The sequence below is a fragment of the Amycolatopsis tucumanensis genome (assembly GCF_021654135.1).
GTDB classification, from domain to species: domain Bacteria; phylum Actinomycetota; class Actinomycetes; order Mycobacteriales; family Pseudonocardiaceae; genus Amycolatopsis_E; species Amycolatopsis_E tucumanensis.
In genome coordinates this window covers 100,536-124,287 of record NZ_JAKGSD010000023.1, presented here as the reverse complement: position 1 = coordinate 124,287, position 23,752 = coordinate 100,536, and the positions used below count along the sequence as shown (strand labels likewise).

General features: G+C 71.7%; 22 protein-coding genes. 15 read left to right on the top strand and 7 right to left on the bottom strand.

Annotated features, from left to right (window positions below):
* Window positions 1-50: 50 nt before the first annotated feature.
* From L2C96_RS22990 to L2C96_RS22980, 3 genes are read right to left on the bottom strand one after another with little or no spacing between them, the layout of a single operon-like run.
* The gene (locus tag L2C96_RS22990; protein WP_237337696.1) at window positions 51-881 is read right to left on the bottom strand and encodes an alpha/beta fold hydrolase; all 831 of its coding nucleotides are present in this window, start codon (window positions 879-881) and stop codon (window positions 51-53) included.
* Window positions 878-2,233, bottom strand: a complete 1,356-nt coding sequence (locus L2C96_RS22985) for an Rv3212 family protein (protein ID WP_237337695.1) — start codon at window positions 2,231-2,233, stop codon at window positions 878-880. The genes L2C96_RS22990 and L2C96_RS22985 overlap by 4 nt, the downstream gene beginning before the upstream one ends.
* 47 nt (window positions 2,234-2,280) lie before the next feature.
* A complete protein-coding gene (locus L2C96_RS22980; RefSeq protein WP_237337694.1) occupies window positions 2,281-3,897 on the bottom strand; it encodes a DEAD/DEAH box helicase in 1,617 nt (538 codons plus the stop codon).
* 338 nt (window positions 3,898-4,235) lie between these two features.
* On the opposite strand from L2C96_RS22980, the gene L2C96_RS22975 reads away from it, so the two are divergent.
* Both L2C96_RS22975 and L2C96_RS22970 read left to right on the top strand, forming a co-directional pair.
* Window positions 4,236-4,883 (top strand): ferritin-like fold-containing protein, encoded by a 648-nt coding sequence (locus tag L2C96_RS22975; RefSeq protein ID WP_017986955.1) that lies wholly within the window; start codon window positions 4,236-4,238, stop codon window positions 4,881-4,883.
* 43 nt (window positions 4,884-4,926) lie between these two features.
* A complete protein-coding gene (locus tag L2C96_RS22970) occupies window positions 4,927-5,157 on the top strand; it encodes a DUF3107 domain-containing protein (protein WP_017986956.1) in 231 nt (76 codons plus the stop codon).
* Between the two features lie 21 nt (window positions 5,158-5,178).
* On the opposite strand, the gene L2C96_RS22965 is transcribed toward L2C96_RS22970, so the two are convergent.
* From L2C96_RS22965 to L2C96_RS22955, 3 genes are all read right to left on the bottom strand, one after another.
* Window positions 5,179-5,589: a hypothetical protein gene (locus L2C96_RS22965; protein ID WP_237337693.1), complete on the bottom strand. Its 411-nt coding sequence runs from the start codon at window positions 5,587-5,589 to the stop codon at window positions 5,179-5,181.
* Between the two features lie 92 nt (window positions 5,590-5,681).
* Window positions 5,682-5,999, bottom strand: coding sequence for a DUF4873 domain-containing protein (locus tag L2C96_RS22960; RefSeq protein ID WP_020419785.1), 318 nt, complete (start codon window positions 5,997-5,999; stop codon window positions 5,682-5,684).
* The gene (locus tag L2C96_RS22955) at window positions 5,989-6,756 is read right to left on the bottom strand and encodes a TetR/AcrR family transcriptional regulator (protein WP_027936129.1); all 768 of its coding nucleotides are present in this window, start codon (window positions 6,754-6,756) and stop codon (window positions 5,989-5,991) included. The genes L2C96_RS22960 and L2C96_RS22955 overlap by 11 nt, the downstream gene beginning before the upstream one ends.
* Before the next feature lie 50 nt (window positions 6,757-6,806).
* Between L2C96_RS22955 and L2C96_RS22950 the strand changes: the two genes are divergently transcribed.
* Both L2C96_RS22950 and L2C96_RS22945 read left to right on the top strand, forming a co-directional pair.
* Complete coding sequence (locus tag L2C96_RS22950; RefSeq protein ID WP_237337692.1) at window positions 6,807-7,712, top strand: AurF N-oxygenase family protein; 906 nt, start codon at window positions 6,807-6,809, stop codon at window positions 7,710-7,712.
* The gene (locus tag L2C96_RS22945) at window positions 7,709-8,602 is read left to right on the top strand and encodes an alpha/beta fold hydrolase (protein WP_020419783.1); all 894 of its coding nucleotides are present in this window, start codon (window positions 7,709-7,711) and stop codon (window positions 8,600-8,602) included. Before L2C96_RS22950 ends, L2C96_RS22945 begins: the two co-directional genes overlap by 4 nt.
* Here L2C96_RS22945 and L2C96_RS22940 read toward each other — a convergent pair.
* Complete coding sequence (locus tag L2C96_RS22940; protein ID WP_027936128.1) at window positions 8,599-9,240, bottom strand: TetR/AcrR family transcriptional regulator; 642 nt, start codon at window positions 9,238-9,240, stop codon at window positions 8,599-8,601. The two genes, L2C96_RS22945 and L2C96_RS22940, sit on opposite strands and share 4 nt — an antisense overlap.
* Window positions 9,241-9,324: 84 nt before the next feature.
* On the opposite strand from L2C96_RS22940, the gene L2C96_RS22935 reads away from it, so the two are divergent.
* The 11 genes from L2C96_RS22935 (at window position 9,325) to L2C96_RS22885 (ending at window position 23,748) form a co-directional block, all read left to right on the top strand.
* Complete coding sequence (locus tag L2C96_RS22935; RefSeq protein WP_027936127.1) at window positions 9,325-10,335, top strand: alpha/beta fold hydrolase; 1,011 nt, start codon at window positions 9,325-9,327, stop codon at window positions 10,333-10,335.
* Between the two features lie 82 nt (window positions 10,336-10,417).
* Entirely contained in the window at window positions 10,418-11,536 is a 1,119-nt protein-coding gene (locus L2C96_RS22930; protein ID WP_157358642.1) for a DUF3152 domain-containing protein, read from the top strand.
* A 100-nt stretch (window positions 11,537-11,636) separates the two neighbouring features.
* Window positions 11,637-12,815: an adenylyltransferase/sulfurtransferase MoeZ gene (moeZ, locus tag L2C96_RS22925; RefSeq protein WP_237337691.1), complete on the top strand. Its 1,179-nt coding sequence runs from the start codon at window positions 11,637-11,639 to the stop codon at window positions 12,813-12,815.
* A 393-nt stretch (window positions 12,816-13,208) separates the two neighbouring features.
* Window positions 13,209-14,012 (top strand): TIGR02569 family protein, encoded by an 804-nt coding sequence (locus tag L2C96_RS22920; RefSeq protein WP_308191176.1) that lies wholly within the window; start codon window positions 13,209-13,211, stop codon window positions 14,010-14,012.
* Window positions 14,013-14,207: 195 nt separating this feature from the next.
* A complete protein-coding gene (locus L2C96_RS22915) occupies window positions 14,208-16,220 on the top strand; it encodes a molybdopterin oxidoreductase family protein (protein ID WP_237337702.1) in 2,013 nt (670 codons plus the stop codon).
* Window positions 16,217-17,659, top strand: a complete 1,443-nt coding sequence (locus tag L2C96_RS22910; RefSeq protein WP_237337689.1) for an FAD-dependent oxidoreductase — start codon at window positions 16,217-16,219, stop codon at window positions 17,657-17,659. The genes L2C96_RS22915 and L2C96_RS22910 overlap by 4 nt, the downstream gene beginning before the upstream one ends.
* An 8-nt stretch (window positions 17,660-17,667) precedes the next feature.
* Complete coding sequence (locus tag L2C96_RS22905; RefSeq protein ID WP_237337688.1) at window positions 17,668-19,041, top strand: nitrate/nitrite transporter; 1,374 nt, start codon at window positions 17,668-17,670, stop codon at window positions 19,039-19,041.
* A gap of 27 nt (window positions 19,042-19,068) precedes the next feature.
* Window positions 19,069-21,612, top strand: coding sequence for a nitrite reductase large subunit NirB (nirB, locus tag L2C96_RS22900; protein ID WP_237337687.1), 2,544 nt, complete (start codon window positions 19,069-19,071; stop codon window positions 21,610-21,612).
* Entirely contained in the window at window positions 21,609-21,959 is a 351-nt protein-coding gene (gene nirD, locus L2C96_RS22895) for a nitrite reductase small subunit NirD (protein ID WP_237337686.1), read from the top strand. The genes nirB and nirD overlap by 4 nt, the downstream gene beginning before the upstream one ends.
* Window positions 21,956-23,068 carry a uroporphyrinogen-III synthase gene (locus L2C96_RS22890; RefSeq protein WP_020419773.1) on the top strand — a complete coding sequence of 371 codons (1,113 nt, stop codon included), beginning with the start codon at window positions 21,956-21,958 and terminating at the stop codon, window positions 23,066-23,068. The genes nirD and L2C96_RS22890 overlap by 4 nt, the downstream gene beginning before the upstream one ends.
* Complete coding sequence (locus L2C96_RS22885) at window positions 23,065-23,748, top strand: sirohydrochlorin chelatase (protein ID WP_237337685.1); 684 nt, start codon at window positions 23,065-23,067, stop codon at window positions 23,746-23,748. Before L2C96_RS22890 ends, L2C96_RS22885 begins: the two co-directional genes overlap by 4 nt.
* Window positions 23,749-23,752: the final 4 nt, after the last annotated feature.

Below are 23,752 nucleotides of genomic sequence, written 5' to 3'. Positions count from 1 at the left end.
AGCCACTACCAGCGAAGACACAACCAACATCACGAAGTGCGGCTGGAGTACTAGGCCACCCACTCCCGCCACCTGGTCAGCAGCACCTTCAACAACACAGCCGGGTTTTCGGTGTTCGGTGAGTGTGCCGCGCCGGGGATGAGTTCGAAGGGCGCTCCCAGGCGGGCCGCCATTTCGCGCTGTGCCGGGACGCTCCAGGCGTCGTCGCGTTCGCCGGCTATCACCTGCGTTGGCACGCCCGTCGCGGCGAGTTCGGGCACCCGGTCCGGCTCCGTGCGCAGGCCGCGCGCCATTCCGAGCAGCCCGGCCGGGTTCGAGGCCAGGAAACGCAGTCGCAGGAAGTCCTTCAGGTCCGTGGGCATCGCGGTCCACAACGGCGACCGCGCGCTCACCTGCTCCCGCACCCGGTACACCTCGTCCAAACCGGACTGCCGCAACACCGGCTCGCCCGCGCCCAACGCCTGCCGCCGGGCGCCTTCCGGCAACTCGCCGGGTCCGCTGTCCAGCAACGTCAACCCCGCGACCGGCGCGCCCGCCAGCACCGCCGCCCGCGCCACCAGCCCACCGTAGGAGTGGCCGAGCAGCACCACCGGCCCGTCGATGTCCGAGATCAGCCCGGCCACCACGGAACCCAGCGCGGCAGGCAGGTAAGCCTCCTCGTCAGGCGGGCCCGGCGACTCGAACTGGCCCGGCAGGTCGATCGCGACCGCGCGGAAACCACCGTCCGCCAAGCCGTCCAGCAGCGGCGCGAAGTCCTCTTTGGACCCGGTGTACCCGGGCACCAGCACGACGGTCGCCTTCGCCGGAGCGGGCGTGCGCAGCGCGGCCAGGCCCCGCAGGCGCACCTTCTCCGCCCCGTGAGGGGTCAGCTGCGCCGTCACGAAAACGCGACCAGCGTGTTCCCACGCTGTTCGAGCAGCACCGGCCCCAGCGCGGCCAGGCGCACCGGCCCGGTGTAGCCGTGCCGGTCCACCGCGATCGTGCGGATCGTCGACCCGTCCGACTCGTTCAGCACCGCCAGCCCGCCCTGGATCGGCACGACCAGCTGGTGCGCGAAGGTGATCCCGGGGCCGAGCGCGCTGTTCAACGTCCACAGTGGAGTCAGGTTGTCCCGGGACAGCGCCATCATCTTCGACCCGGTGAACCAGTACACGTTCGCCGACGTCGTCGACGTGACCGGCGCCAGCCCGGCCGGGTCCTGCGCCAGGTCCGACGCGGGCAGGTCCAGCGGGTAGGCCGCGGTCTGCTCGCCGTCGGCGTCGTAGAGCACCAGCAGCCTCTGGTCCGGCAACGCGACCGCCGTGTGATCACCCGACATCGCGACCATCTTCGCGTTGTGCCCGGCCACGATGGCGCTGAACGACACCTGCGGCTCGTCCGACTCCTTGGGCACGGACTTCATCACCGTCAGCCGGTCGCCGGGGTCGCCGGGGCACCGCTCGATCACGCCGAGCCGGCCCGACGCCATCGCGACCGAGCCGTAGGTGCAGCCCGTGCGCGGCTGCTTGTTCGGGTTCACCAGGGCGGGGACCTTGCCGTACTCGTTGGTCTCGACGAGGTCGTCCCGCCAGGTCACGAGCAGTTCGGGCCCGGTCGCGGTGACCTGGCTGCCGTCGGTCACCAGCCGCGTGCCCAGCGGCGCGCTGCCGGTGCGCTGCGCCTTGCGCAGGCCCGTGTCGATGCCGAGCCCGATCACTTCGGAACAGCCGGACTCGCCGTTCACGCCGTCCTTGCGGTACACCGCCAGCACCCGGCCCCAGGCCTCGGCGGCGGTGCACAGCGTCAGGTCGCGGGCGTAGCGCCAGCGCACCTCGCCGGTCAGCGGGTCGCGCCCGGCGATCTCGCCGCCGTTCGCGGTGGCCACGGCCGTGCCCTCGGCGATCGGGACCGGTGCCGAGTCGCTGGGCGCCTGCCACAGCTCGCGCAGCGTCGGCGGCACGGTCGCCGGCGCGGGCGGCAGGGGAGCGCCCGGCGCGGACGTCTCCTGGATGGTCGCCCGGCTCGCGCTGCCTGCCCAGATCACGACACCGGTGACGGCCACGACGACGACGATCAGGACCGCGACGACCCGGTCACGGGGCCGGTTCCACGGGGACGGCCGCTCGCGTCGCGGCCGTTCCGGAGCCGGCGCCGGGGCGGGAGCGCCGGCCAGCACGTCCTCCGCGCCGATCGGCCCGGCGACCTCGCCCCCGTCGGGACGGCGGTGCCGTCCACCCGCCTCGGGCTCGCTCACGTTCCTGCTCCCGGTGTTCGCCGGCGCCCCCGCGGCGCCGGTCGGCCTCAGTCTGCCGAACCCGGTGTATCAGACGTGTTCGCCGTCGCGCTGGCCGAGCCCGAACGGCGACGGCGGCGGCGACGGGCGGGACGCTCCGCGGCCTCGCCGCCCTCGCGCTCGGTCGGGCCCTTCTCCGCCGGGCCCGAGGTGTCGCCGACCGCCTTGCCACCGCGGGTGCGGCGGCGCGGACGGCGCTCCTCACCCGACGGCTCGCCGGTGGCCTCGGCCTGCTCGCCCTCGGCCTTCGCGGCGCCGCGGGTGCGGCGACGGTTGCGGGTGGTCGCGCCGCCGCTCCGGCGACGGCCGCCCATCTGCTCCTCCGGCTCGGCGGCCAGGCCGGCGCGGGTGCGCTTGGACAGCGGCAGCCGCCCGGTGGCGTCCTCCGGGATGTCCAGGTCGCTGAACAGGTGCTTCGACGTCGAGTACGTCTCGACCGGCTCGGCCATGTCGAGCTTGAGCGCGTCGTTGATGGCCTGCCAGCGGTGCATGTCGTCCCAGTCGACCAGCGTGATCGCGACACCGGTCTTGCCCGCGCGGCCGGTGCGGCCGATGCGGTGCACGTACGTGCTCTCGTCCTCGGGCGTCTGGTAGTTGATCACGTGCGTCACGTCGGTGACGTCGATGCCGCGAGCGGCAACGTCGGTGGCGACCAGCACGTCGACCTTGCCGGAGCGGAACGCGCGCAGCGCCTGCTCGCGAGCGCCCTGGCCGAGGTCGCCGTGCACCGCCGCGGCGGCGAACCCGCGCTCGGCGAGGTCGTCGGCCACCTTCTGCGCGGTGCGCTTGGTGCGGGTGAAGATCATCGTCAGGCCGCGGTCCTTGGCCTGCAGCACGCGGGCGATCAGCTCGGGCTTGTCGAGCGAGTGCGCCCGGTAGGCGAACTGGGTGGTGCGCTCGTGCACCGCGCTGGAGTCGTTCTCCTCGGCGCGCACGTGCGTCGGGCGGTTGAGGAAGGTGCGGGCCAGCTTGATGATCGGGTCCGGCATTGTGGCCGAGAACAGCATGGTCTGCCGCTGGTCGGGCACCATGCCGAGGATGCGCTCGATGTCGGGCAGGAAGCCCAGGTCGAGCATCTCGTCGGCCTCGTCCAGCACCAGCGCGCGGACCTTGCCGAGGACCAGCGCCTTCTGCTCGGCCAGGTCCAGCAGGCGGCCCGGGGTGCCGACGACCACGTCGACGCCCTTGCGCAGGGCGCTGATCTGCTGCTCGTACGGGCGGCCGCCGTAGATCGCCAGCGTGCGCACGTTCAGGTGCTTGCCCGCGTCGGTGAGGTCGCGGGTGACCTGCAGGCACAGCTCGCGGGTCGGGACGACCACCAGGGCCTGCGGGGTGCCGTCGCCGGGGGAGACCACGCGCTGCAGCAGCGGGACGCCGAAGCCCAGCGTCTTGCCCATGCCGGTGCGGGCCTGGCCGATCAGGTCGTCGCCGGCCAGCGCGAGCGGCAGCGTGAGGGCCTGGATGGCGAAGGTGTGCTCGATGCCGGCCTCGGCGAGCGCGCGCACGATCTCGGGGCGGACGCCCAGCTCGGCGAAGGTGGGGGTGGCCGGTTCGACGTGGTCGGCCTGCAGCGGGTGGGAGGTGTCGGTGTCCGGGACGCCCGTCTCGCTGTGCTCGAGGGCCACCGGGTCGATCTCGTTGTTGTCGGGAATGTTCGCGGTCAGTGTGATCGCCTCTCTCTACCAGCGCGCACGGCCTGGTCGAGATTCGGCACTCAACCGGCGGGAAGGTCCACCGGGAATGCCTGGACGGCGTGCACGCGCATTACCTGCCGCTCACAGTGGCGCCCGGGGTCTGCTCGTCCTCCGGCGAGTCGAGGCGGGTGTGCCTCGGGTGGGGCGCGCTACTGCGGATGCGGTAGCTTTCCCGTCCAATTGTAACCGGTACGGCCCCGGCCTCGGCATTTCGGCCCGGTGTGTCCACGTTAGATTCGTCTCCCCGTGACGGCGGTACGCTCACGGCCGTGACACGAGAGATCAGCGAAGGCGTCGTCGACCTGCTCGGGGTCATCGCCTACGGCGAATTGTCCGCGTTCGACCGGATGGCGGAGGACGCGCGGAAGGCGCCCACCCTGTCCGGGCGCGCCGCGCTGTCGGCGATGGCGGCCGCCGAGATCGGGCACTACGAGATGCTGGCGAAGTTCCTCGCCGAGCACGGCAGGCGCGTCGAGGACGCGATGGCGCCGTTCGTGGCCCGGTTCGACGCCTGGCACGCGTCCACCGCGCCGAAGTCGTGGCTGGAATCGCTGGTCAAGGCCTACGTCGGGGACGGGCTGGCGGCGGACCTCTACCGCGAGGTGGGCAGCTGGCTGGACCCGGAGACCAAGGACCTCGTCGTCACGGTGCTCGCCGACACCGGGCACTCGGCGTTCGCCGAGCGGGAGGTCGCCGCCGGCATCGAGGCCGACCCCAAGACGCGGGACAAGCTGGCGCTGTGGGGACGGCGGCTGCTCGGCGAGGCGCTGACCCAGGCGCAGTACGTGGTGGCCGAGCGGGACCCGCTGGCCGAGCTGATCGTGTCCGGCTCGGGCGACCTGTCGGGAATCGCCGGGCTCTTCCGGCGGTTGCAGCAGGGGCACACCAAACGGATGCAGGTGCTCGGGCTGGGCTAGCCTGGGCGGTGGAGTACGTGGCAGAACCAGTCGGAGGTAACAGGTGGAGGTCAAGATCGGCATCAAGGACACCCCGCGTGAGCTGGTGGTGTCCAGTGGCCAGTCCGCCGAGGAGGTCGAGAAGCTGGTCGCCGACGCGCTGAAGACCGAGGACGGCCTGTTCAGCCTCACCGACGAGAAGGGCCGCAAGTTCCTGGTCCCGTCGGACCGGATCGCCTACGTGGAGATCGCGCCCTCGGACGTGCGCCGGGTCGGGTTCGCGGTCGGTTCGTAAGTCTTCTCGCGGAGGGGGCGTTCACCACGAGGTGGACGCCCCTTTCGTCGTTTCGTAGAGTGCGCGTTGATCCCGGTCGGCGAGCTGCTGGCAGGTTACGCGCCGCGTATCGGCAAAGCCGTCGAGCTTATTACTCCAGTGATGTTGCGGCTGCGCGCCCCGAGGAATGGCGGGAGCCGATCTGATGATCGGCTTGGCGCAGGTCGTGCGATGGCGTCTTGACCAGCTGCGGCCATGTGTGAGGCCCGCGTCCTCGCCGATGCGGAACTCGCCGACCGGGTGGGCGAGGTGCTGCGGCAGGCCGAGGACATCGACAGCCACTCGCGCAACGGCTTCGACCGGATCAAGACCGAGCGCGCGGGCCCGGACACGGGGATCGAAATCCGGTTCAGCGACGCTTACGGCGGTGAGCTGGTCTTCAGGTTCCGCCAAGCGAGCCCTGCTCGGCGCGACCACCGGCTGCCACCTCTACGCCGCGGCCAAGGAGCGCGGCACCCCGTGCCCCTCGACCACTCCGTGACGCGTCAGTCGGCCAGTTCGGCGAGCGTTTTCGGCACCGTGAACGGCGGCGTGCTCGTCCCCAGGATGCGGTAGCGGCCCCACGGGTCGGGGTCCGACAGCTCGCCCGTCGCGGAGCCGTCCGGGGTGCGGATCTCGCCCTTCTTCTTCCGGCCGCCGCACAGCTCGTCCAGCCGGGCGCTCGGCGCGATGCGGCCGTACCAGCGGTAGTAGCCGTCGATGGGCTGGAAGTGGCCCCTCAGCTCCACCTCGACCGGCACCTCGGCGCCGTCCACCACCACCGTCGCGGGACCGGTGTAGCCGTCTTCGTCGTCAGCCGACATCCGTCTCCTCCTTCGGGCGCACCCGTCCGAGCTGGACGATCTTGTTCTCCTCCAGCGGCTTGTTCGGGTCGATCGTGACCCCGTGCTGGCGGGCCAGCCCGTCGATCGCGGCCCAGATGATCTGCGTCAGGTACTCCACGACGCTGTCCCGGCTCATCGACCGGCGCTCCAGCCACCACTCACCGGTGTTCTGGACCATCCCGACGATCCCGTACGCCCACGGCTCGGCCGCGCCGGAGTCCATGTTGAACATCCGCATGTAGTCGCCGAGCAGGGCGGTCAGCGCGGTCGCGATCAGTTCCTTGTCCTCGGCCACCACGTCGGCGTCGGCCGGCTTGCCCGCGAACGAGCCGCGCACCAGCAGCCGGTACAGGTTCGGGTGCTCCTCGATGACGGTGAAGAACGCGTCCAGCGCCATGCGGATCCGCGGCACCGGCGCCAGCTCCGCGTTGATCGCCGGGACCAGCCGCGAGAACAGCAGCTCGGTGCCCCGCTGGCCGAGCGCGTCGTACAGGTCGGCCTTGTCTGCGAAGTGCCGGTACAGCACCGGTTTGGTGACCCCGGCGGCGACCGCCACGTCGTCCATCGCCAGGTCGGGACCGCGCTCGTCCAGCGCCTTCAGCGCCGCCTCGACGAACTCGGCCCGGCGCTCGACCCGGTGCTTGCGCCACCGGTCCCGGCGCGCGTCGCCGGTCGCCGGCTCGCCTGCCGAAGGGTGCTTGCCGCTGCGCTTGACACGATCCGTCACGCGCCTCATGCTACCAGAGGTAACTGTTACCACGGGTTACACAATGTGGGGAGCACGCGATGACGCGAACGCTGGACGACCACGGCCGCGAGAAGACCGCCGACCGGTTGCTGAAGTCCTCGGCCAACAAGTTCTACGACCCCGACGTCGACATCGACTGGTCCGCCCCGCTGGCCGAGGGCAAGCCCTTCCAGCTGGAGCGCCGCAGCTCGCTCTACGGCACCCACCTGTGGGACCGGCTCACCGAGGAACAGCGACTCGAACTGGGCAAGCACGAGCTCGCCAGCATCGCCAGCAACGGCATCTTCTTCGAGGTGCTGCTGATGCAGCTGCTGCTCAAGGAGGTCTACAACTCCGACCCGACCACGCGGCACGTGCAGTACGCGCTCGCCGAGATCGCCGACGAGTGCCGCCACTCGACGATGTTCGCGCGCTCGGTCGAAGCCGTCGGCGCGCCGGCGTACGGCCCGGTGAAGATCGTGCACCGGCTGGGCAAGCTGCTGCCGTTCATCGGCTACGGGCCCGCGCTGTACGGATCGATCCTGGTCGCCGAGGAGATCCTCGACCGGATCCAGCGGGAGAGCATGGCCGACGAGGACATCCAGCCGCTCGTGCGCATGGTCAACCGCATCCACGTGCTCGAAGAGGCGCGGCACGTGACCTTCGCCCGCGAGGAGGTCACCCGCGGCATGGCGAAGCTGAACAAGGCCGAGCTGCTCTACCAGCGCTGGCTCATCGCCGTCGTCAGCTTCGCGATCACCCGCAGCCTGATCAACCCGCGCGTCTACAAGGCGGTCGGCCTCAACCCGCGGGAGGCGTGGGAGGCGGCCATGAACAACCCGCACTGGCACGAGACCCTGCGCTGGTCCGGCGAGCGCATCATGGCGTTCCTCGACGACGCCGGGCTCGTCGGCCAGCCGGGCACGTACTGGTGGCGCAAGTCCTTCCTGCTGGGGGCCCGATGACGGCGACGGTCCGTCGGAGGGGGACGGACCGTCGCTTCACGACGAGCGACGGCACCGCCCTCCACGTCGAGCTGTCCGGACCGCGCGACGCCGCGGTCACCCTGGTGCTGGTGCACGCGTGGACGCAGGACCACCTGGAGTGGGACCCGGTCCTGCCGCTGCTGCCGACCGGGGTCCAGGTCTTGCGCTACGACCACCGCGGGCACGGCTGGTCGGAGCCGGCGAAGCCGGGGACGGCGACGGTCGCGCAGCTGGCCGACGACCTCGCCGAGCTGATCGCGGAGCTGGCGCCGGAGGGCAGGCTCGTACTGGCCGGGCACTCGATGGGCGGGATGACCGTGATGGCGCTGGCCGAGCGGCACCCGGAGCTGGTCGAATCGCGGGTGGACGGGGTCGCGTTCATCGCCACCTCGTGCTGCGACATGGACCGGCTCACGCTCGGGCTGAACGGGCGGGCCGGACGGGTGGCGGCGCGCGTCGACAAGACGTTCGGGCGGCTGCTCAACCGCTGGGGCGCCGAGCACGTGCCGATCCCGGCGCCGCTGGCCCGGCCGTCGGTGAAGTGGCTGGCGTTCGGGAAGAAGGTGCGGCGGGCCGACGTGCGGGCGATGACGGAGCAGTTCCTGCGCGCGCACCCGCGCAGCGTCGGCGGCTTCCGCGACTCGATGTCCGACCACGACCGGCGCAAGGCGCTCGCGAGCCTGCGCGGCACGCCGACGGTGGTGATGGTCGGCGACCGGGACCGGATCACACCGGTGCACCACGCGCGCGTGATCGCCGAGGAGTTGCCGGAGGCGGAGTTCGTGCTCTTCCCCGGCGCCGGCCACGAGCTGACCTACGAGCGGACGCGCGAGGTCGCGAAGCGGCTGAGCCGCCTGCTGGAGAACTAGGCTGGCTCGCCTGGCGTGTGCTGGAGCGGGAAGCCGCCGCCGATGCCGCGCCAGGCGAGCGTCGCGGTCAGCGACACCGCCTCCTCGCGGCTCATCGTGCTGTGGTGGGCCAGCCAGAACCGGGCGCTGACCTGGCTCAACCCGACCAGGCCGACCGCCAGCAGGCGCGCCCGGCCCTCGTCCAGGCCCGCGTCGGCGGTGATGGTGTCCGTGATCGCGTTGACGCACTCGGTGGTGGCGCGGTCGACGGCCTCCTGCACGACGGGCTCGCCCCGCAGGTCGGACTCGAAGATCATCCGGAAGGCGCCGGTCTCGCTGGCGACGAAGTCGAAGAACGCGCCGACGGCGGCCCGCACGCGGAGCTTGTTGTCGGTGGTCGAGGCGAGCGCCTCGTTCACGCGCGCGACCAGCTCGTCGACGTGGTTCTCCAGCAGCGCGGTGTAGAGGTCCAGCTTGCCCGGGAAGTGCTGGTACAGCACCGGCTTGCTGACCCCCGCCTGCTCGGCGATCTCGTCCATGGCCGCCGCGTGGTATCCGTTTGCCGAGAAGACCCGCTGCGCCGCGGCCAGAAGCTGAGCGCGCCGCTCGGTCCGGGGTAGCCGGACTCCCCGCTGTTGCGCCGCCGCAGTCTCCGTCATGCTTTCCTCCCAAAGAACCCGTTCGAGATTACTCGCCGGTATCGCCGAGTCGCCAAGGGCCGGGTGGGTAGGCATCCTGGATTGATGACCGACACCGTCCCGGCTTCCCGGCCGTCCCCGGATCCCGGGGCGCCCAGGGTGCCCGTCACGCACGTACCGCTGTCCACTCGTGAGTTACCCGAACTCGACCCGAAACTCCCGCCGTGGCCGGGGAAAACCGAGCAGGTCGGCGGCGTCTCGCTGCACGTCCGGCGCACGCCGGGCGCGGCGGAGGAGACCGTCCTCTACGTGCACGGCCTCGGCGGATCGTCGACGAACTGGACCGACCTGGCCGCCCTGCTGGCGCCGACGGCCGGGGGAGCGGCGATCGACCTGCCCGGCTTCGGGTTCTCCGAGCCGGAACGCGCGTTCGATTTCAGCCTCGACGCGCACGCCGAGGTGGTCGCCAGGTTCGCGGAGGGGCTCGGCGCGGGCCCGGTGCACCTCATCGGCAACTCGATGGGCGGCGCGGTCTCGCTCCTCGTCGCGGCGCGGCACCCCGAGCTGGTCAAGACGCTGACGTTGATCTCGCCGGCGATGCCGGACCGGCGGCCGGACCCGCGCCGGCTGTCCGACCCGCTGATGGCGCTGGCCTACCTGCCGTTCGTCGGCCGCCGCGCCCGGCGCAAGCTCGCCGCCTACACCGCGCACCAGCGCGCCAAGATGGTCATCAAGCTGTGCTTCGCCGACCCGGACTCCTTCCCCGAGCACCGGATGGCCGAGCTGGTCGAGGAGCACAGCGCGCGCGCCGAGCTGGCCTGGGCGAACGTGGCGATGTCCCGCAGCACGTTCGGGATCTTCCGCACCTGGTTCGCGCGGGGCGCGGCATCGCTGTGGCGGGTGACGCCCAACGTGACGGTTCCCACGCTGGTCGTGTGGGGCACCGAGGACAAGGTGATCTCGGTCCGCCGGGCCGCGCGGACCGCGAAGTTGCTGCCGCGCGGGCGGCTCCTCGTGCTGCCGCGGACCGGTCACGTGGCGCAGATGGAACGCCCGGTTGTCGTAGCGAAGGCCGTTCTGGGTATGTGGGAGGCGGTCGCTGCCGGTTCGTGGTAGCCCATTCGAGTTAATCCGAGCTCGCTCCGTGACGGCTTGGTCGCGCGTTGCGTAACTCTGCGCATGTGGCAATCTGGGACCCGTGAAGCGGGCGAGCAGCGGCGAGCGTGGCGAAGGACGGCGAGCACAGTACGCGCCCCCGTCGGGCCGGTCGTCGGTGCGCCTGAGCGAGGACCGCTACCGGCCGCGCGCGCGGCGCGTGCAGGCCGAGCCGCTGGCCGCGTCGTGGAAGCCGCCGCAGGCGCAGCTCGAGCAGGACCCGGAGGAAGCCCGCCGGGCACGGCGCCGCAAGGGCAAGGTCGGCCGTCTCGTCGGCGCCTACGGCTGGCGCGTGTACGCGTTGCCGGTCCTCGTCGTGATCACCGTCCTGGTGGTGTTCAACACCGCGACCGAGCCGGCCCCGCCGCAGACGAACTCCGCGGCGCAGACCCTCGACGGCGGCGCAGGGCAAGGCGGGGACAACGCGCTCTCCGAACAGCCGGCCGCGCCGCGCGACCTCAACATCCCCACCGCCGAGCTGCCGACCGGCGGTGATTTCACGCAGAGCGGCTCCATGGCCTACCACGTCGTCCCGGTGCCGAACGACGGCGTGAGCGGCAAGGAGGCCGGCAGCGGCGGGAAGCTGTACCACTACACGATCGAGGTCGAAAACGGCATCGACGCCGCCAGTTACGCCGGTGACGACGCCTTCGCCAGCGCCGTCGAGCGGACGCTGTCGGACGTGCGCAGCTGGATCGGCACCGGCAAGGTCAAGCTGCAGCGGGTCGGCGCGGACTACCCGGACATCGACTTCCGCGTGAGCCTCACCACGCCGGACACCGCCAAGCGGCCGGACGTGTGCGGGTTCAGCATCCCGTTCCCGACCTCCTGCTACTCGCGGGCGTTCGACCACCGCGTGGTGATCAACCTCGCCAGGTGGGTCCGCGGTGGGCTCGCGTTCACCGACCTCGGGATGTACCGGCAGTACGCGATCAACCACGAGGTCGGGCACGCGCTGGGGAAATCGCACGTGGGCTGCCAGGAGAACGGCGCGCTGGCGCCCGTGATGATGCAGCAGACCTTCGGCGTGTCGAACAACTACGTGGCCCAGCTGAACGCGGTCGACCAGTACAACTCGAAGGCCGTGCCTGCCGACGGCAAGACCTGTGTCCCGAACGCCTGGCCGGTGCTGCAGTTCGGCGATTCGGCCCCCGCGGGCTGACGCGTTCCACATCCTGGGACGGCGGGAAGAGTCCGGTCGCGCTCCGTGTTGTGGATACTTGGGGAAGCGACAACGACAGCCGCGCGAACTTGGAGGACCGATGGCAGGCACGCTGCCGCCGCTCGTGGAGCCGGCGGCCGAACTCACCAAGGAAGAGGTGGCCCGCTACAGTCGGCACCTGATCATCCCGGATGTCGGGATGGACGGGCAGAAGCGGCTGAAGAACGCGAAGGTCCTGGTCATCGGTGCGGGCGGCCTCGGCAGCCCCGCGCTGCTGTACCTCGCCGCCGCGGGCGTCGGGACGCTCGGCGTCATCGACTTCGACGTCGTCGACGAGTCGAACCTGCAGCGCCAGGTCATCCACGGCCAGTCCGACATCGGCAAGCCCAAGGCCGTTTCGGCCAAGGAGTCGATCGCCGAGATCAACCCGTTCGTCAACGTCATCCTGCACACCGAGCAGCTGACCACCGCGAACGCGCTGGACGTCTTCCGCGGCTACGACCTGATTCTGGACGGCACGGACAACTTCGCGACCCGCTACCTGGTCAACGACGCCGCCGTGCTGCTGGGCAAGCCGTACGTGTGGGGTTCGATCTTCCGGTTCGAGGGCCAGGTCAGCGTGTTCTGGGAGGACGCGCCGAACGGTCAGGGCCTGAACTACCGCGACCTCTACCCCGAGCCGCCGCCTCCGGGCATGGTCCCCTCGTGCGCCGAGGGTGGCGTGCTGGGCGTGTTGTGCGCCTCGATCGGCTCGATCATGGTGACCGAGGCGATCAAGCTGATCACCGGTGTCGGTGAGCCGCTGCTCGGCCGCCTGATCAGCTACGACGCGCTGGAGATGAAGTACCGCGAGGTCAAGATCCGCAAGGACCCGGAGACGCCGAAGATCACCGAGCTGATCGACTACGAGGCGTTCTGCGGTGTCGTTTCGGACGAGGCGCAGCAGGCCGCGTCGGGCAGCACCATCACCCCGGCGGAGCTGAAGGCCAAGTTCGACGCGGGCGAGAACTTCGAGCTCATCGACGTCCGCGAGCCGCACGAGTACGAGATCGTGAACATCAAGGGCGCCAAGCTGATCCCGAAGGACCGCATCCTGTCGGGCGAGGCGCTGGCGGAGCTGCCGCAGGACAAGCCGATCGTGCTGCACTGCAAGTCGGGCGCCCGGTCGGCGGAGGCGCTGGCGGCGCTGCACCGGGCCGGGTTCAAGGACGCCACGCACCTCGGCGGCGGTGTGCTCGCCTGGGCGCGGCAGATCGACCAGAGCCTGCCGACGTACTGAGCGGTTTCTGACTGAAGAAGGCCCGTCGCGGTGTTTGCCGCGGCGGGCCTTCTTCGTCACACCGACCAAGCGGCGATCGCGTCGATCGCCGCGGCGTTCCGGTGCGCCCGCGGGCCAGGTCGTCGACGGGGTCCGGCCCGGGCCGCCGACCAGCGTGGCCTGCCGGACGATGGTGCCCGGGAGCCCGCCGAGGGAGTCGAGGTGCCGCGCGGCGCGGACCGCGGCCTCGTGCATCGGCTGGGCGGTTGCGGCCAGCAGCACCATCCCGGTGGCCGGCGAACGAGCCCACGGCGCAACGCGCGCGCTACCTGCTCAGCCCGATCCTCTTCCCGGCCGCGGAACCGCCTGCTTGAACGCCGGAAAAACGTCGTCGCCACGCGGTAATCTCGGGCGGTGCCCGACGGTCCGAGAGCAGGTCAGCCACCGGCGACTGTCCTGATGGCGTTCGGCCTCCAGCACACCACCCCGGAAGCGCTGCCGGGTGGGCGGGCGCACCGCTGCGGCGACGTCGTCCTGACCCCCGTCCGCGACCGGCCGAAGGCGCTCTGGCTCGCCGGCACCATGCACGCCCTCGACGTCCCCGACCTGCGCATCGCCCGGCCGCAGCGCGCCCGGGACGGGCGGTGGATCGTCGCGGGTTGGGCGGCCCGCCGCTACCTCGACGGCGCGCCCGAGCACCGGCACGACGAGATCATGCTCGCCGCCCTCAAACTGGCCCACGCCCTCACCGGCTTGCCGCGCCCGAAGCACCTCGCCGCCCGGACCGACCCCGACGCGATCGCCGACCGCGTCGCCTGGGGTGAGGCCGAGGTGCCGGTCGACGAGGCCAAGGGCGGCCGCTGGTTCGAGGTCCTCGCGGTGGCGCGAAGACCCGTGGGGCTGCCGGACCAGGTCGTGCCGGGTGACCTCTTCGGCGCCGTCCTCTTCGACGGCGACGCCCCGCCCGGCATCGTCGACTTCGACCCGTTCTACCGGCCCGCCGAATGGGGCGCCGCGGTCGCCGCCGTCGACGCGGTCGCCTGGGGTGACGCCGCCCCCGACTTCCTCCAGCGCTGGTCCCACCTGCCGGAATGGCCCCAGCTCCTGCTGCGCGCCGTGCTGTTCCGGCTGGCAGGCAACGCCCTCAGCCCGCGTGCCACGGCCGCTTCCCTGGACGGTTTGCGTGCCGCCGCGGCCGCGGTGAGTGAGATCCTGTAGCGCCCGTCACTTCTCACCGGGCATCGCCCGAAATGCCGTAGCAATGTCAAACGCCTGAAACATTTGGGAGTTTTCAGGTAACACGCCGTTCCTACCGTCTCTGGGCAGAGGCGGAAGGAGGTGCGCGTGACGCTCACCGCGGAACCCCAGGTCAAAGTGGCCACCCACTGTCCCTACTGCGCCCTGCAGTGCGGGATGAGCCTGTCCGGCACCGCCGTCGCACCCCGCGAGTTCCCCACCAACGGCGGCGGCCTGTGCCAGAAGGGCTGGACGTCGGGCAGCCTGCTCACCACCCCGGCGCGGCTGACCACGCCGCTGGTCCGGGTCGACGGCGAGCTGGTGCCCGCGACCTGGGACGACGCGCTCGACCTCGTCGCGCGCCGGATCGCCGAGGTCCAGGCCGAGCACGGCCGGGACGGAGTCGCCCTGTTCGGCGGCGGCGGCCTCACCAACGAAAAGAGCTACCTGCTCGGCAAGTTCGCCCGCGTCGCGCTGGGCACCTCGCAGGTCGACTACAACGGCCGGTTCTGCATGTCGTCCGCGGCGGCGGCAGGCAACAAGGCGTTCGGCCTCGACCGCGGGCTGCCGTTCCCGCTGACCGACGTCGGCGGCGCGGACGCGGTCCTGCTGATCGGCTCGAACCCGGCCGAGACCATGCCGCCGTTCATGCAGCACCTGCGCAGGGCCATCGACACCGGCGGTCTGGTCGTGGTCGACCCGCGCCGCACGCCGACCGCGGACCAGGCGAGCCTGCACCTCGCGCCCGCGCCGGGCACCGATCTCGCCTTGGCGCTGGGCATCCTGCACGCGCTGGTCGCCGAGGGCCTGTTCGACCGCGACTACGTCGAGCAGCGCACCCGCGGCTTCGACGCGGTGTGGCAGATCGCGGCCCGCTGGTGGCCCGAGCGCGTCGAGCGGATCACCGGTGTCGCCGCCGCCGACCAGCGTCGCGTCGCCACCCTGCTGGCCAACGCCCGCAACGCCTACATCCTCACCGCGCGCGGCACCGAGCAGCACGCCAGCGGTTCGGACACCGTGAGCGCCTGGATCAACCTGGCGCTGGCGCTCGGCCTGCCCGGCCGCGAAGGCTCCGGGTACGGCTGCCTCACCGGACAGGGCAACGGCCAGGGCGGGCGGGAGCACGGCCAGAAGGCCGACCAGCTGCCCGGCTACCGCAAGATCGACGACCCGGCCGCCCGCGAGCACGTCGCGCGCGTGTGGGGAGTCGACCCCGCCGAGCTGCCCGGACCCGGCCGCTCGGCCTACGAACTGCTCGACGCTCTGGGCACCGAGACCGGCCCCAGGGCGATGCTCGTGTTCGGCAGCAACGTCGTGGTGTCCGCGCCGCGCTCGGCGCACGTCGCGGACCGGTTGCGCAGCCTGGACCTCCTCGTCGTCGCGGACTTCGTGCTGTCCGAGACCGCCGCGATGGCCGACGTCGTACTCCCGGTCACGCAGTGGGCCGAGGAGAGCGGCACGATGACGAACCTGGAGGGCCGCATCCTGTTGCGGCAGAAGGCGATCGACCCGCCCGCGGGCGTCCGCAGCGACCTGGAGGTCCTCAGTGGACTCGCGCAGCGCCTCGGGCAGCCGGCAGGACGTTTCCCGGTCGAGGCGAAGACGGTGTTCGCCGAACTGCGCGAGGCTTCGAGGGGCGGGCTCGCGGACTACTCCGGCGTCACCTACGAGCGCCTGCACGACGGCGAGGCCCTGTACTGGCCGGTGCCCGGCACCGAGCACGCCGGGACGCCGCGGATGTTCCTGGACTCCTTCGCCCACCCGGACGGCCGCGCCCGGTTCGTCCCGGTCGAGCACCGCGGCCCCGCCGAGCCGACCGACGACGAGTTCCCGCTGATCGCGACCACCGGCCGGGTACTGCAGCACTACCAGTCCGGGGCGCAGACCCGGCTGGTCGGCGAGCTGAACGACGTGGTGCCCGAGGCCTACGTCGAGGTGCACCCGGACACCGCCGCCCGCGCCGGACTGGCCGACGGCGACTGGGCGGCGGTGGTCTCCCGGCGCGGGGAGACCACCGCACGGGTGCGGTGCGTCGCCTCGATGCGGCCGGACACGGTGTTCCTGCCGTTCCACTTCCCCGGCGCGCAGCGGGCGAACCTGTTGACCAACCCCGCCCTGGACCCGACGAGCCGCATGCCCGAGTTCAAGGTGTGCGCGGTTCGCCTGACCACGAAGGACGGTGCGGAATGACCCGCAAGGTGGTGGTGCTGGGCTACGGCATGGCCGGGGCCCGGCTCGCCGACGAGATCCGGGCCCGCGATCCGGAAGGCACGCGCGTCACGCTGACCGTCATCGGCGAGGAGCCGCACGCCGCGTACAACCGCGTGCTGCTCTCCGCCGTCGTCGCAGGCACGATGCGCCCGGAGATGGTCCGCCTGCACGACGCCGGGTGGGCGGACGCGCACAACGTCGACCTGCGCACGGACGTCAAGGCCGAGCACATCGACCGCGCCGCCCGGCGGATCCGGCTCAGCGACGGGTCCACTGTGGACTACGACGCGCTGGTGCTGGCCACCGGCAGCCGCCCGTGGCTGCCGCCGGTCGAGGGCCTGACCCTGGAGGACGGCACGCCCGCGCCGGGCGTGGTCACCTTCCGCACGCTGGACGACTGCGACCGCATCCTGGACGCCGCCAAGGCCGGCGCGCCGGTCGCGGTGCTGGGCGGCGGGCTGCTCGGCCTGGAGGCCGCCCGCGGCCTGGCCGGTCGCGGCAACCTGGTGACGGTCGTGCACCCGATCGGGCACGTGATGGAACGCCAGCTCGACGCGGGCGCCGGTGGCGTGCTGGCGAAGGCGCTGGGCGAGCTGGGCATCGACTTCAAGCTCGGCGCGGGCGCGGCCCGGTACCTGCCTGGGGACGGGCTCAAGCTCGACGACGGCAGCAAGGTCCACGCCGACCTGGTCGTCGTCAGCACCGGCGTGCGGGCCGAAACCACGCTCGCGGTCGAGGCCGGCCTGGAGGTGGACCGCGGCATCGTGGTCGACGACGCGTTGCGCACCAGCGACGGCCGCATCCACGCGATCGGCGACTGCGCGCAGCACCCGGGCACCGTGTCCGGCCTGGTGGAGCCGGCCTGGCAGCAGGCCAAGGTGCTGGCCGACCTGCTGACCGGCGCCGACGTGTCCGCGCGATACCGCGGCACGCAGGTGATCACCAAGCTGAAGGCGCGCGGCATCGACCTCACCGCGCTCGGCGACGTGCACACCGACGCCGCCGACCCGGACGCCGAGGTCGTGTGCCTGACCGACCCGACCCGTGGCCGCTACGCGAAGCTCGTCGTCCGCGGCGAGCGGGTGGCCGGGGCGATCCTGCTGGGTGCGCCGGACGCCGCCGCGAACATCACGCACCTGTTCGACCGGGGTGTCCCGGTTCCCGAAGACCGGCTCGCCGTCCTGCTCGGGCGCGCGCTGCCGGGCGGGGCGACCGTCGCGTCGAGCCCCGCCGACATCCCGGCGGCCGCCGTCGTCTGCCGGTGCAACTCGGTGACGAAGGGCCGGCTGGTCGAGGCGTTCCGCGCCGGTGCCACCGACGTCACCGAGCTCGCTTCCGTGACCCGAGCGACAACCGGATGTGGCAGCTGTCGCGACGCCGTCTGCGGCATCGCCGACTGGCTCGCCACCACCGCCTGAGGAGTGACATGACGACAACGACGAACGCGCCCGCTGGGCGCAAGCACTGGATCGAGCACTGGGAGCCCGAGAACGAGTCGTTCTGGGAGTCCACCGGCAAGAAGATCGCCAACCGCAACCTGTGGTTCTCGATCTTCTCCGAGCACATCGGCTTCTCCATCTGGACACTGTGGTCGGTCATGGTCCTGTTCATGGGGCCGCAGTACGGGTTCTCGGCCGCCGACAAGTTCCTGCTGACCTCCACGCCGACGCTGGTCGGCGCGATCGCGCGGCTGCCCTACAGCTGGGCGGTGGCGAAGTTCGGCGGTCGCAACTGGACGATCGTCAGCGCGATGCTGCTGCTGATCCCGAGCGTCGGCGCGGCGATCGTGATGGAGCCCGGCACCCCGCTCTGGGGCTTCCTGATCGTGGCGGCGCTGGGCGGTGTCGGCGGCGGCAACTTCGCATCGTCGATGACCAACATCAACGCGTTCTTCCCGGAGAAGGCCAAGGGCATGGCGCTCGGCCTGAACGCGGGCGGCGGCAACCTGGGCGTCGCCGTGATCCAGCTGCTCGGCCTGCTGATCATCGCCACGGCGGGCACCGGCGCGCCGCGGATCATCCTCTTCATCTACATCCCGCTGATCGTCGTCGCGGCGCTGTGCTCGGCGTTGTTCATGGACAACATCGCGTCCGTCAAGAACGACAAGAAGGCGATGCGTGAGATCATCGGCGACGCCCACACCTGGGTGATGTCGTTCCTCTACATCGGCACCTTCGGCTCGTTCATCGGCTACAGCTTCGCCTTCGGCCTGGTGCTGCAGAACCAGTTCGGCCGCACCCCGCTGCAGGCCGCCGCAGTCACGTTCCTCGGCCCGCTGCTCGGCTCGTTCTCCCGCCCGGCCGGTGGCTGGCTGGCGGACAAGCTCGGCGGCTCGCGGGTCACGTTCACCACGTTCGTCGGCATGGCGGTGATGACCGTCATCCTGATCATCGCGTCGAACACGCAGTCGCTGGCGTTGTTCACCACCGCGTTCATCGTGTTGTTCGTGCTGACCGGGGTCGGCAACGGCTCCACCTACAAGAGCATCCCGGCCATCTTCCGCACCAAGGCCAAGGCGGCGATCGCGGCCGGCGCGGACGAGGCGGCCGAGCTGCTCAAGGCCCGCAAGCGCTCCGGCGCACTCATCGGCCTGGCCGGTGCGGTCGGCGCGCTCGGCGGTCTGTTCATCAACCTGGCGTTCCGGCAGTCCTTCCTGGACACCAAGAGCGGCGTGCCGGCGTTCGTCGGGTTCCTCGTCTTCTACGGGATCTGCTTCGTCCTCACCTGGGCGGTGTACCTCCGCAAGTCGGACGCACCGGTGAGCGAGCGCGGGCTGGCTCTGGCCGGCGCCCGGGTCTGAAGCAAGAGAAAGCAGGAGGTTTCGGTAATGCGCACACTCGTCGTCGTCGGGAACGGCATGGTGAGCCATCGACTGGTGGAGGCACTGCGGGCCGAGGACACCGAGGGCGCCTGGCGGGTGCTCGTGCTCGCCGAGGAGCCGCGCCCGGCCTATGACCGGGTGGCCCTGACCTCCTACGTGGATGGCTGGGACGTCCAGGCGCTCACCCTGTCCGGTTCGGACTACGCGGGTGACGACCTCGTCGAGCTGCGGCTGGGCGACCCGGTCACCGCGATCGACCGCGCGGCCAGGAAGGTCACCACGGCGTCCGGCCACGTGCAGGCCTACGACGCGCTCGTGCTGGCCACCGGCTCACGGCCGTTCGTGCCGCCGGTGCCGGGCCACGACCTGCCGGGCTGCTTCGTCTACCGCACGATCGAGGACCTGGACGCGATCCGGGCCGCGGTCGAGCACGCGAAGGCGACCAAGCGCGGCCGCGCCGCGGCGATGGTCGTCGGCGGCGGCCTGCTCGGGCTGGAGGCGGCGAAGGCCCTGCGCGACATGGGCCTGTCGCCGCACGTGGTCGAGATGGCGCCGCGGCTCATGCCGATCCAGGTCGACGACGGCGGTGGCCGGCTGTTGCGCAAGCTGGTCACCGACCTCGACCTGACCGTCCACACCGGAACGTCGGCGGAGAAGATCGAGCAGGACGGCGACCGCCTGTTCACCAAGCTCACCAACGGCACCGAGCTGGACCTGGACCTGGTGGTGTTCTCCGCCGGTGTCCGCCCGCGCGACGACCTGGCCCGCTCGTCCGGGCTGGAGGTCGGCGAGCGCGGCGGCATCATCACGGATCTGGCCTGCCGCACCAGTGACCCGGACATCTGGGCGGTCGGCGAGTGCGCCGCGGTCGAGGGCCGCTGCTACGGCCTGGTCGCGCCCGGCTACACGATGGCCGAGATCGTCGCCGCGCAGCTGCTCGGCAAGACCGGCGAGTTCCCGGGCGCGGACCTGTCCACCAAGCTCAAGCTGATGGGTGTGGACGTCGCCAGCTTCGGCGACGCGCACGCCACCACGGAGAACTCGGTGGAGGTCGTGCTCTCCGACGCCGTCGGCGGCTACTACAAGAAGCTCGTGGTGTCCGGAGAGGACAGCGACGGCAAGCGGCTGTTGCTGGGCGGCGTGCTGGTCGGCGACGCGAGCGCCTACAACCTGCTCCGCCCGCTGGTCGGCAGCCCGCTGCCGGCTGACCCGGCCGCGATGCTGGCTCCCGAGGGCGGTTCCAGCGCGGTGGGTGTGGACGCGCTGCCGGACGAGGCGCAGATCTGCTCGTGCAACGCGGTCAGCAAGGGCGCCATCACCAGCGCCATCCACGACGAGGGCTGCGACAGCGTCGCGAAGATCAAGGGCTGCACCAAGGCGGGCACCACCTGCGGCTCGTGCGTGCCGATGCTGGCCAAGCTGCTGGACGCCTGCGGGGTCGAGCAGTCCAAGGCGCTGTGCGAGCACTTCGCCTACTCGCGCCAGGAGCTGTTCCAGATCCTCAGCGCCACCCGCATCACCACGTTCGGCGAGCTGATCGCCAAGCACGGCACCGGCGCCGGCTGCGAGATCTGCAAGCCGGCCGTGGCCTCGATCCTCGCCACGCTGGACACGACCGACCGCGACGGCGGGCACGTCCTGGCCGGCGAGCAGGCCACGCTGCAGGACACCAACGACCACTTCCTGGCGAACATGCAGCGCAACGGCACCTACTCGGTGGTGCCGCGGATCCCCGGCGGCGAGATCACCCCGGCGAAGCTCAAGGTCATCGCCGAGGTCGCCGAGGAGTTCGGGCTCTACACCAAGATCACCGGCGGGCAGCGGATCGACCTGTTCGGCGCGACCGTGGACCAGCTGCCGCACATCTGGAGGCGGCTGGTGGACGCGGGCATGGAGTCCGGCCACGCGTACGGCAAGTCGCTGCGCACGGTGAAGTCGTGCGTCGGATCGACGTGGTGCCGCTACGGCGTGCAGGACAGCGTCGGACTGGCCGTCGAGCTGGAGCTGCGCTACCGCGGCCTGCGGTCGCCGCACAAGCTCAAGGCCGGTGTCTCCGGGTGCGCCCGCGAGTGCGCGGAGGCCCGCGGCAAGGACTTCGGCGTGATCGCCACCGAGAAGGGCTGGAACCTCTACGTCGGCGGCAACGGCGGGGCCCTGCCGCGCCACGCCGAGCTGCTGGCGTCCGACCTGGACAAGGACACGCTGATCACCTACATCGACCGGTTCCTGATGTTCTACGTCCGCACCGCCGACCGCCTGCAGCGCACCGCGCCGTGGGTCGAGGAGATGGACGGCGGGCTGGACCACCTGCGTGCGGTGATCGTGGACGACAAGCTCGGCATCTGCGAGGAGCTGGACGCCGCGATGGCCAAGCACGTGGAGAACTACGCCGACGAGTGGCGCGGCGTGCTGGAGGACCCGGAGAAGCTGGCCCGGTTCACGTCGTTCGTCAACGCGCCGGGCACCCCCGACCCGACCATCTCGTTCCGCGCGGAGCGAGAGCAGAAAGTCCCCGTCCTGCTGGGTGTCCCGGAGGTGGTTTCGCGATGACCGCGGTGGAGGAGAAGCGCGCCACGGAGGTGGTCGAGATCTGCCGGTTCGACCGGTTGATCCCCGGTCGCGGAGTGGCCGCGCTGCTGCCGGACGGGCGGCAGGTGGCGATCTTCCGCACCATGACCGACGACGTCTACGCCCTGTCCAATGTGGACCCGTTCACCAAGGCGGCCGTGCTGTCGCGGGGGATCATCGGCGACGTCAAGGGTGTGCCGCACGTCGCATCGCCCATGCTGAAACACCGTTTCGAGCTGGCCACGGGCTACTCTCTGGAGGACGAAACGGTGGCTGTGCGGACGTATCCCGTGCGGGTGATCGAGGGCGTGGTGTACATCCAACCATGATCGATTCCTCCGGAATCCTCCCGCTCGCCGGTTTCGCGGTGGGCATCACGGCCGCGCGCCGCGCGGACGAGCTCGGCGCGCTGCTGGTGCGCAAGGGCGCGACCGTGCGGTACGGGCCGGCGATCCGGATCGTGCCGCTCGCCGACGACACCGAGCTGCACGCCGCGACCGTGCGGATGCTGGAGGAGCCGGTCGACGTGGTCGTGGCGACCACCGGCATCGGGTTCCGCGGGTGGGTCGAGGCGGCCGAGGGCTGGGGTCTCGGCGATGCGCTGGTCGACCAGCTCGGCAAGGCGTCGCTGCTGGCTCGCGGCCCGAAGGCGCGGGGTGCGATCCGCGCGGCCGGGTTGTCGGAGAGCTACTCGCCCGCTTCGGAAAGCAGCGCGGAGCTGCTCCAGCACCTGCTGGAGTCCGGTGTGGAGGGTCAGCGGATCGCGGTGCAACTGCACGGCGAGCCGCTGCCGTACTTCGTGGAGTCGTTGCGGGAGGCCGGGGCCGAGGTCATCGAGGTGCCGGTGTACCGCTGGGTCGGGCCGTCCGACCCGGGGCCGCTGGACCGGCTGATCGACGCGGTGCTGGACGGCTCGGTGGACGCGTTGCCGTTCACCAGCGCGCCTGCCGCGGCGAGCACGCTGGCGATGGCCAAGCGCACCGGACGCCTCGCGGCGCTGGTCGACGCGTTGACGCACCGGGTGCTGGTCGCGTGCGTCGGGCCGATCACCGCCGCCCCGCTGGCCGCCGTCGGGATCCCCACGGTGCAGCCGGAGCGGGCGCGGATCGGCGCGCTGGCGCGGACGGTGGCGCAGGCGCTGGTCGAGCGGTCACCGAAGCTGTGCGCGGCCGGGCGGCTCATCGAGCTGCGCGGTCAGGCGGCCATTGTGGACGGTCAGCTGTGCGAGGTGGCGCCGGCGCCGATGGCGGTGCTGCGGGCGCTGGCCCGTGAGCCGGGCCGGGTGGTCTCCCGGCGGGAGCTGACATCCGCGTTGCCCAGCGGCGGTGAGGAACACGCGGTGGAGACCGCGATCGGGCGGCTGCGCACGTCGCTCGGAGAGGGGAAGCTCGTGCAGACCGTGGTGAAGCGCGGATACCGGTTGGCGGTGGAACGATGATCGTGCTGGCAGCGCATGGAACGCGGGACCCGCAGGGCGCGCGGGTGATCGAGGAACTGGCCGAGCGGGTGCGGGCCGAGACGCCGGTGCCGGTGCGGGTGGCCTACGCCGACGTGCGGCAGCCGGACGTGACCACGGTGCTCGACTCGGTGCGCGGGTACCAGGCGATCGTCGTGCCGGCGTTCCTGGCGGCCGGGTATCACGTGCGCACCGACATCCCGGCGCAGATCGCGGCGAGCGGGCACCGCAACGTCCTGCTGGCCGGCCCGTTCGGCCCGGCGCCGGAGCTGGTCGGCGTGATGCGCGACCGGCTGGAGTGGGCGGGCTACCGCGCGGGCGACGCGGTCGTGCTGGCCGCGGCGGGCTCCAGTGATCCGCGCGCGCTGGCCGAGGTGCGCGTCGCCGCGGATGCGCTCGGTGTCCTGCTGGGTGTGTCCGTGCAGGTGGGTTACGTCGCGACGGCGCGGCCCTCGGTCGCGGACGCGGTCGCCCGCGCGCGGGGCCGCGGACGCCGGGTGGCAGTGGCGTCGTGGCTGCTCGCGCCGGGGCTGTTCCAGCGGAAGGTGCTGGAGGCGGGCGCCGACGTGGTGGCGGACCCGCTCGGCGTGCACCCGGACGTGGTCGACCTGGTGCTGGCCAGGTACCAGCAGGCGCAGCGGCAGCTCGCGGTCGCCGCCTGACCCT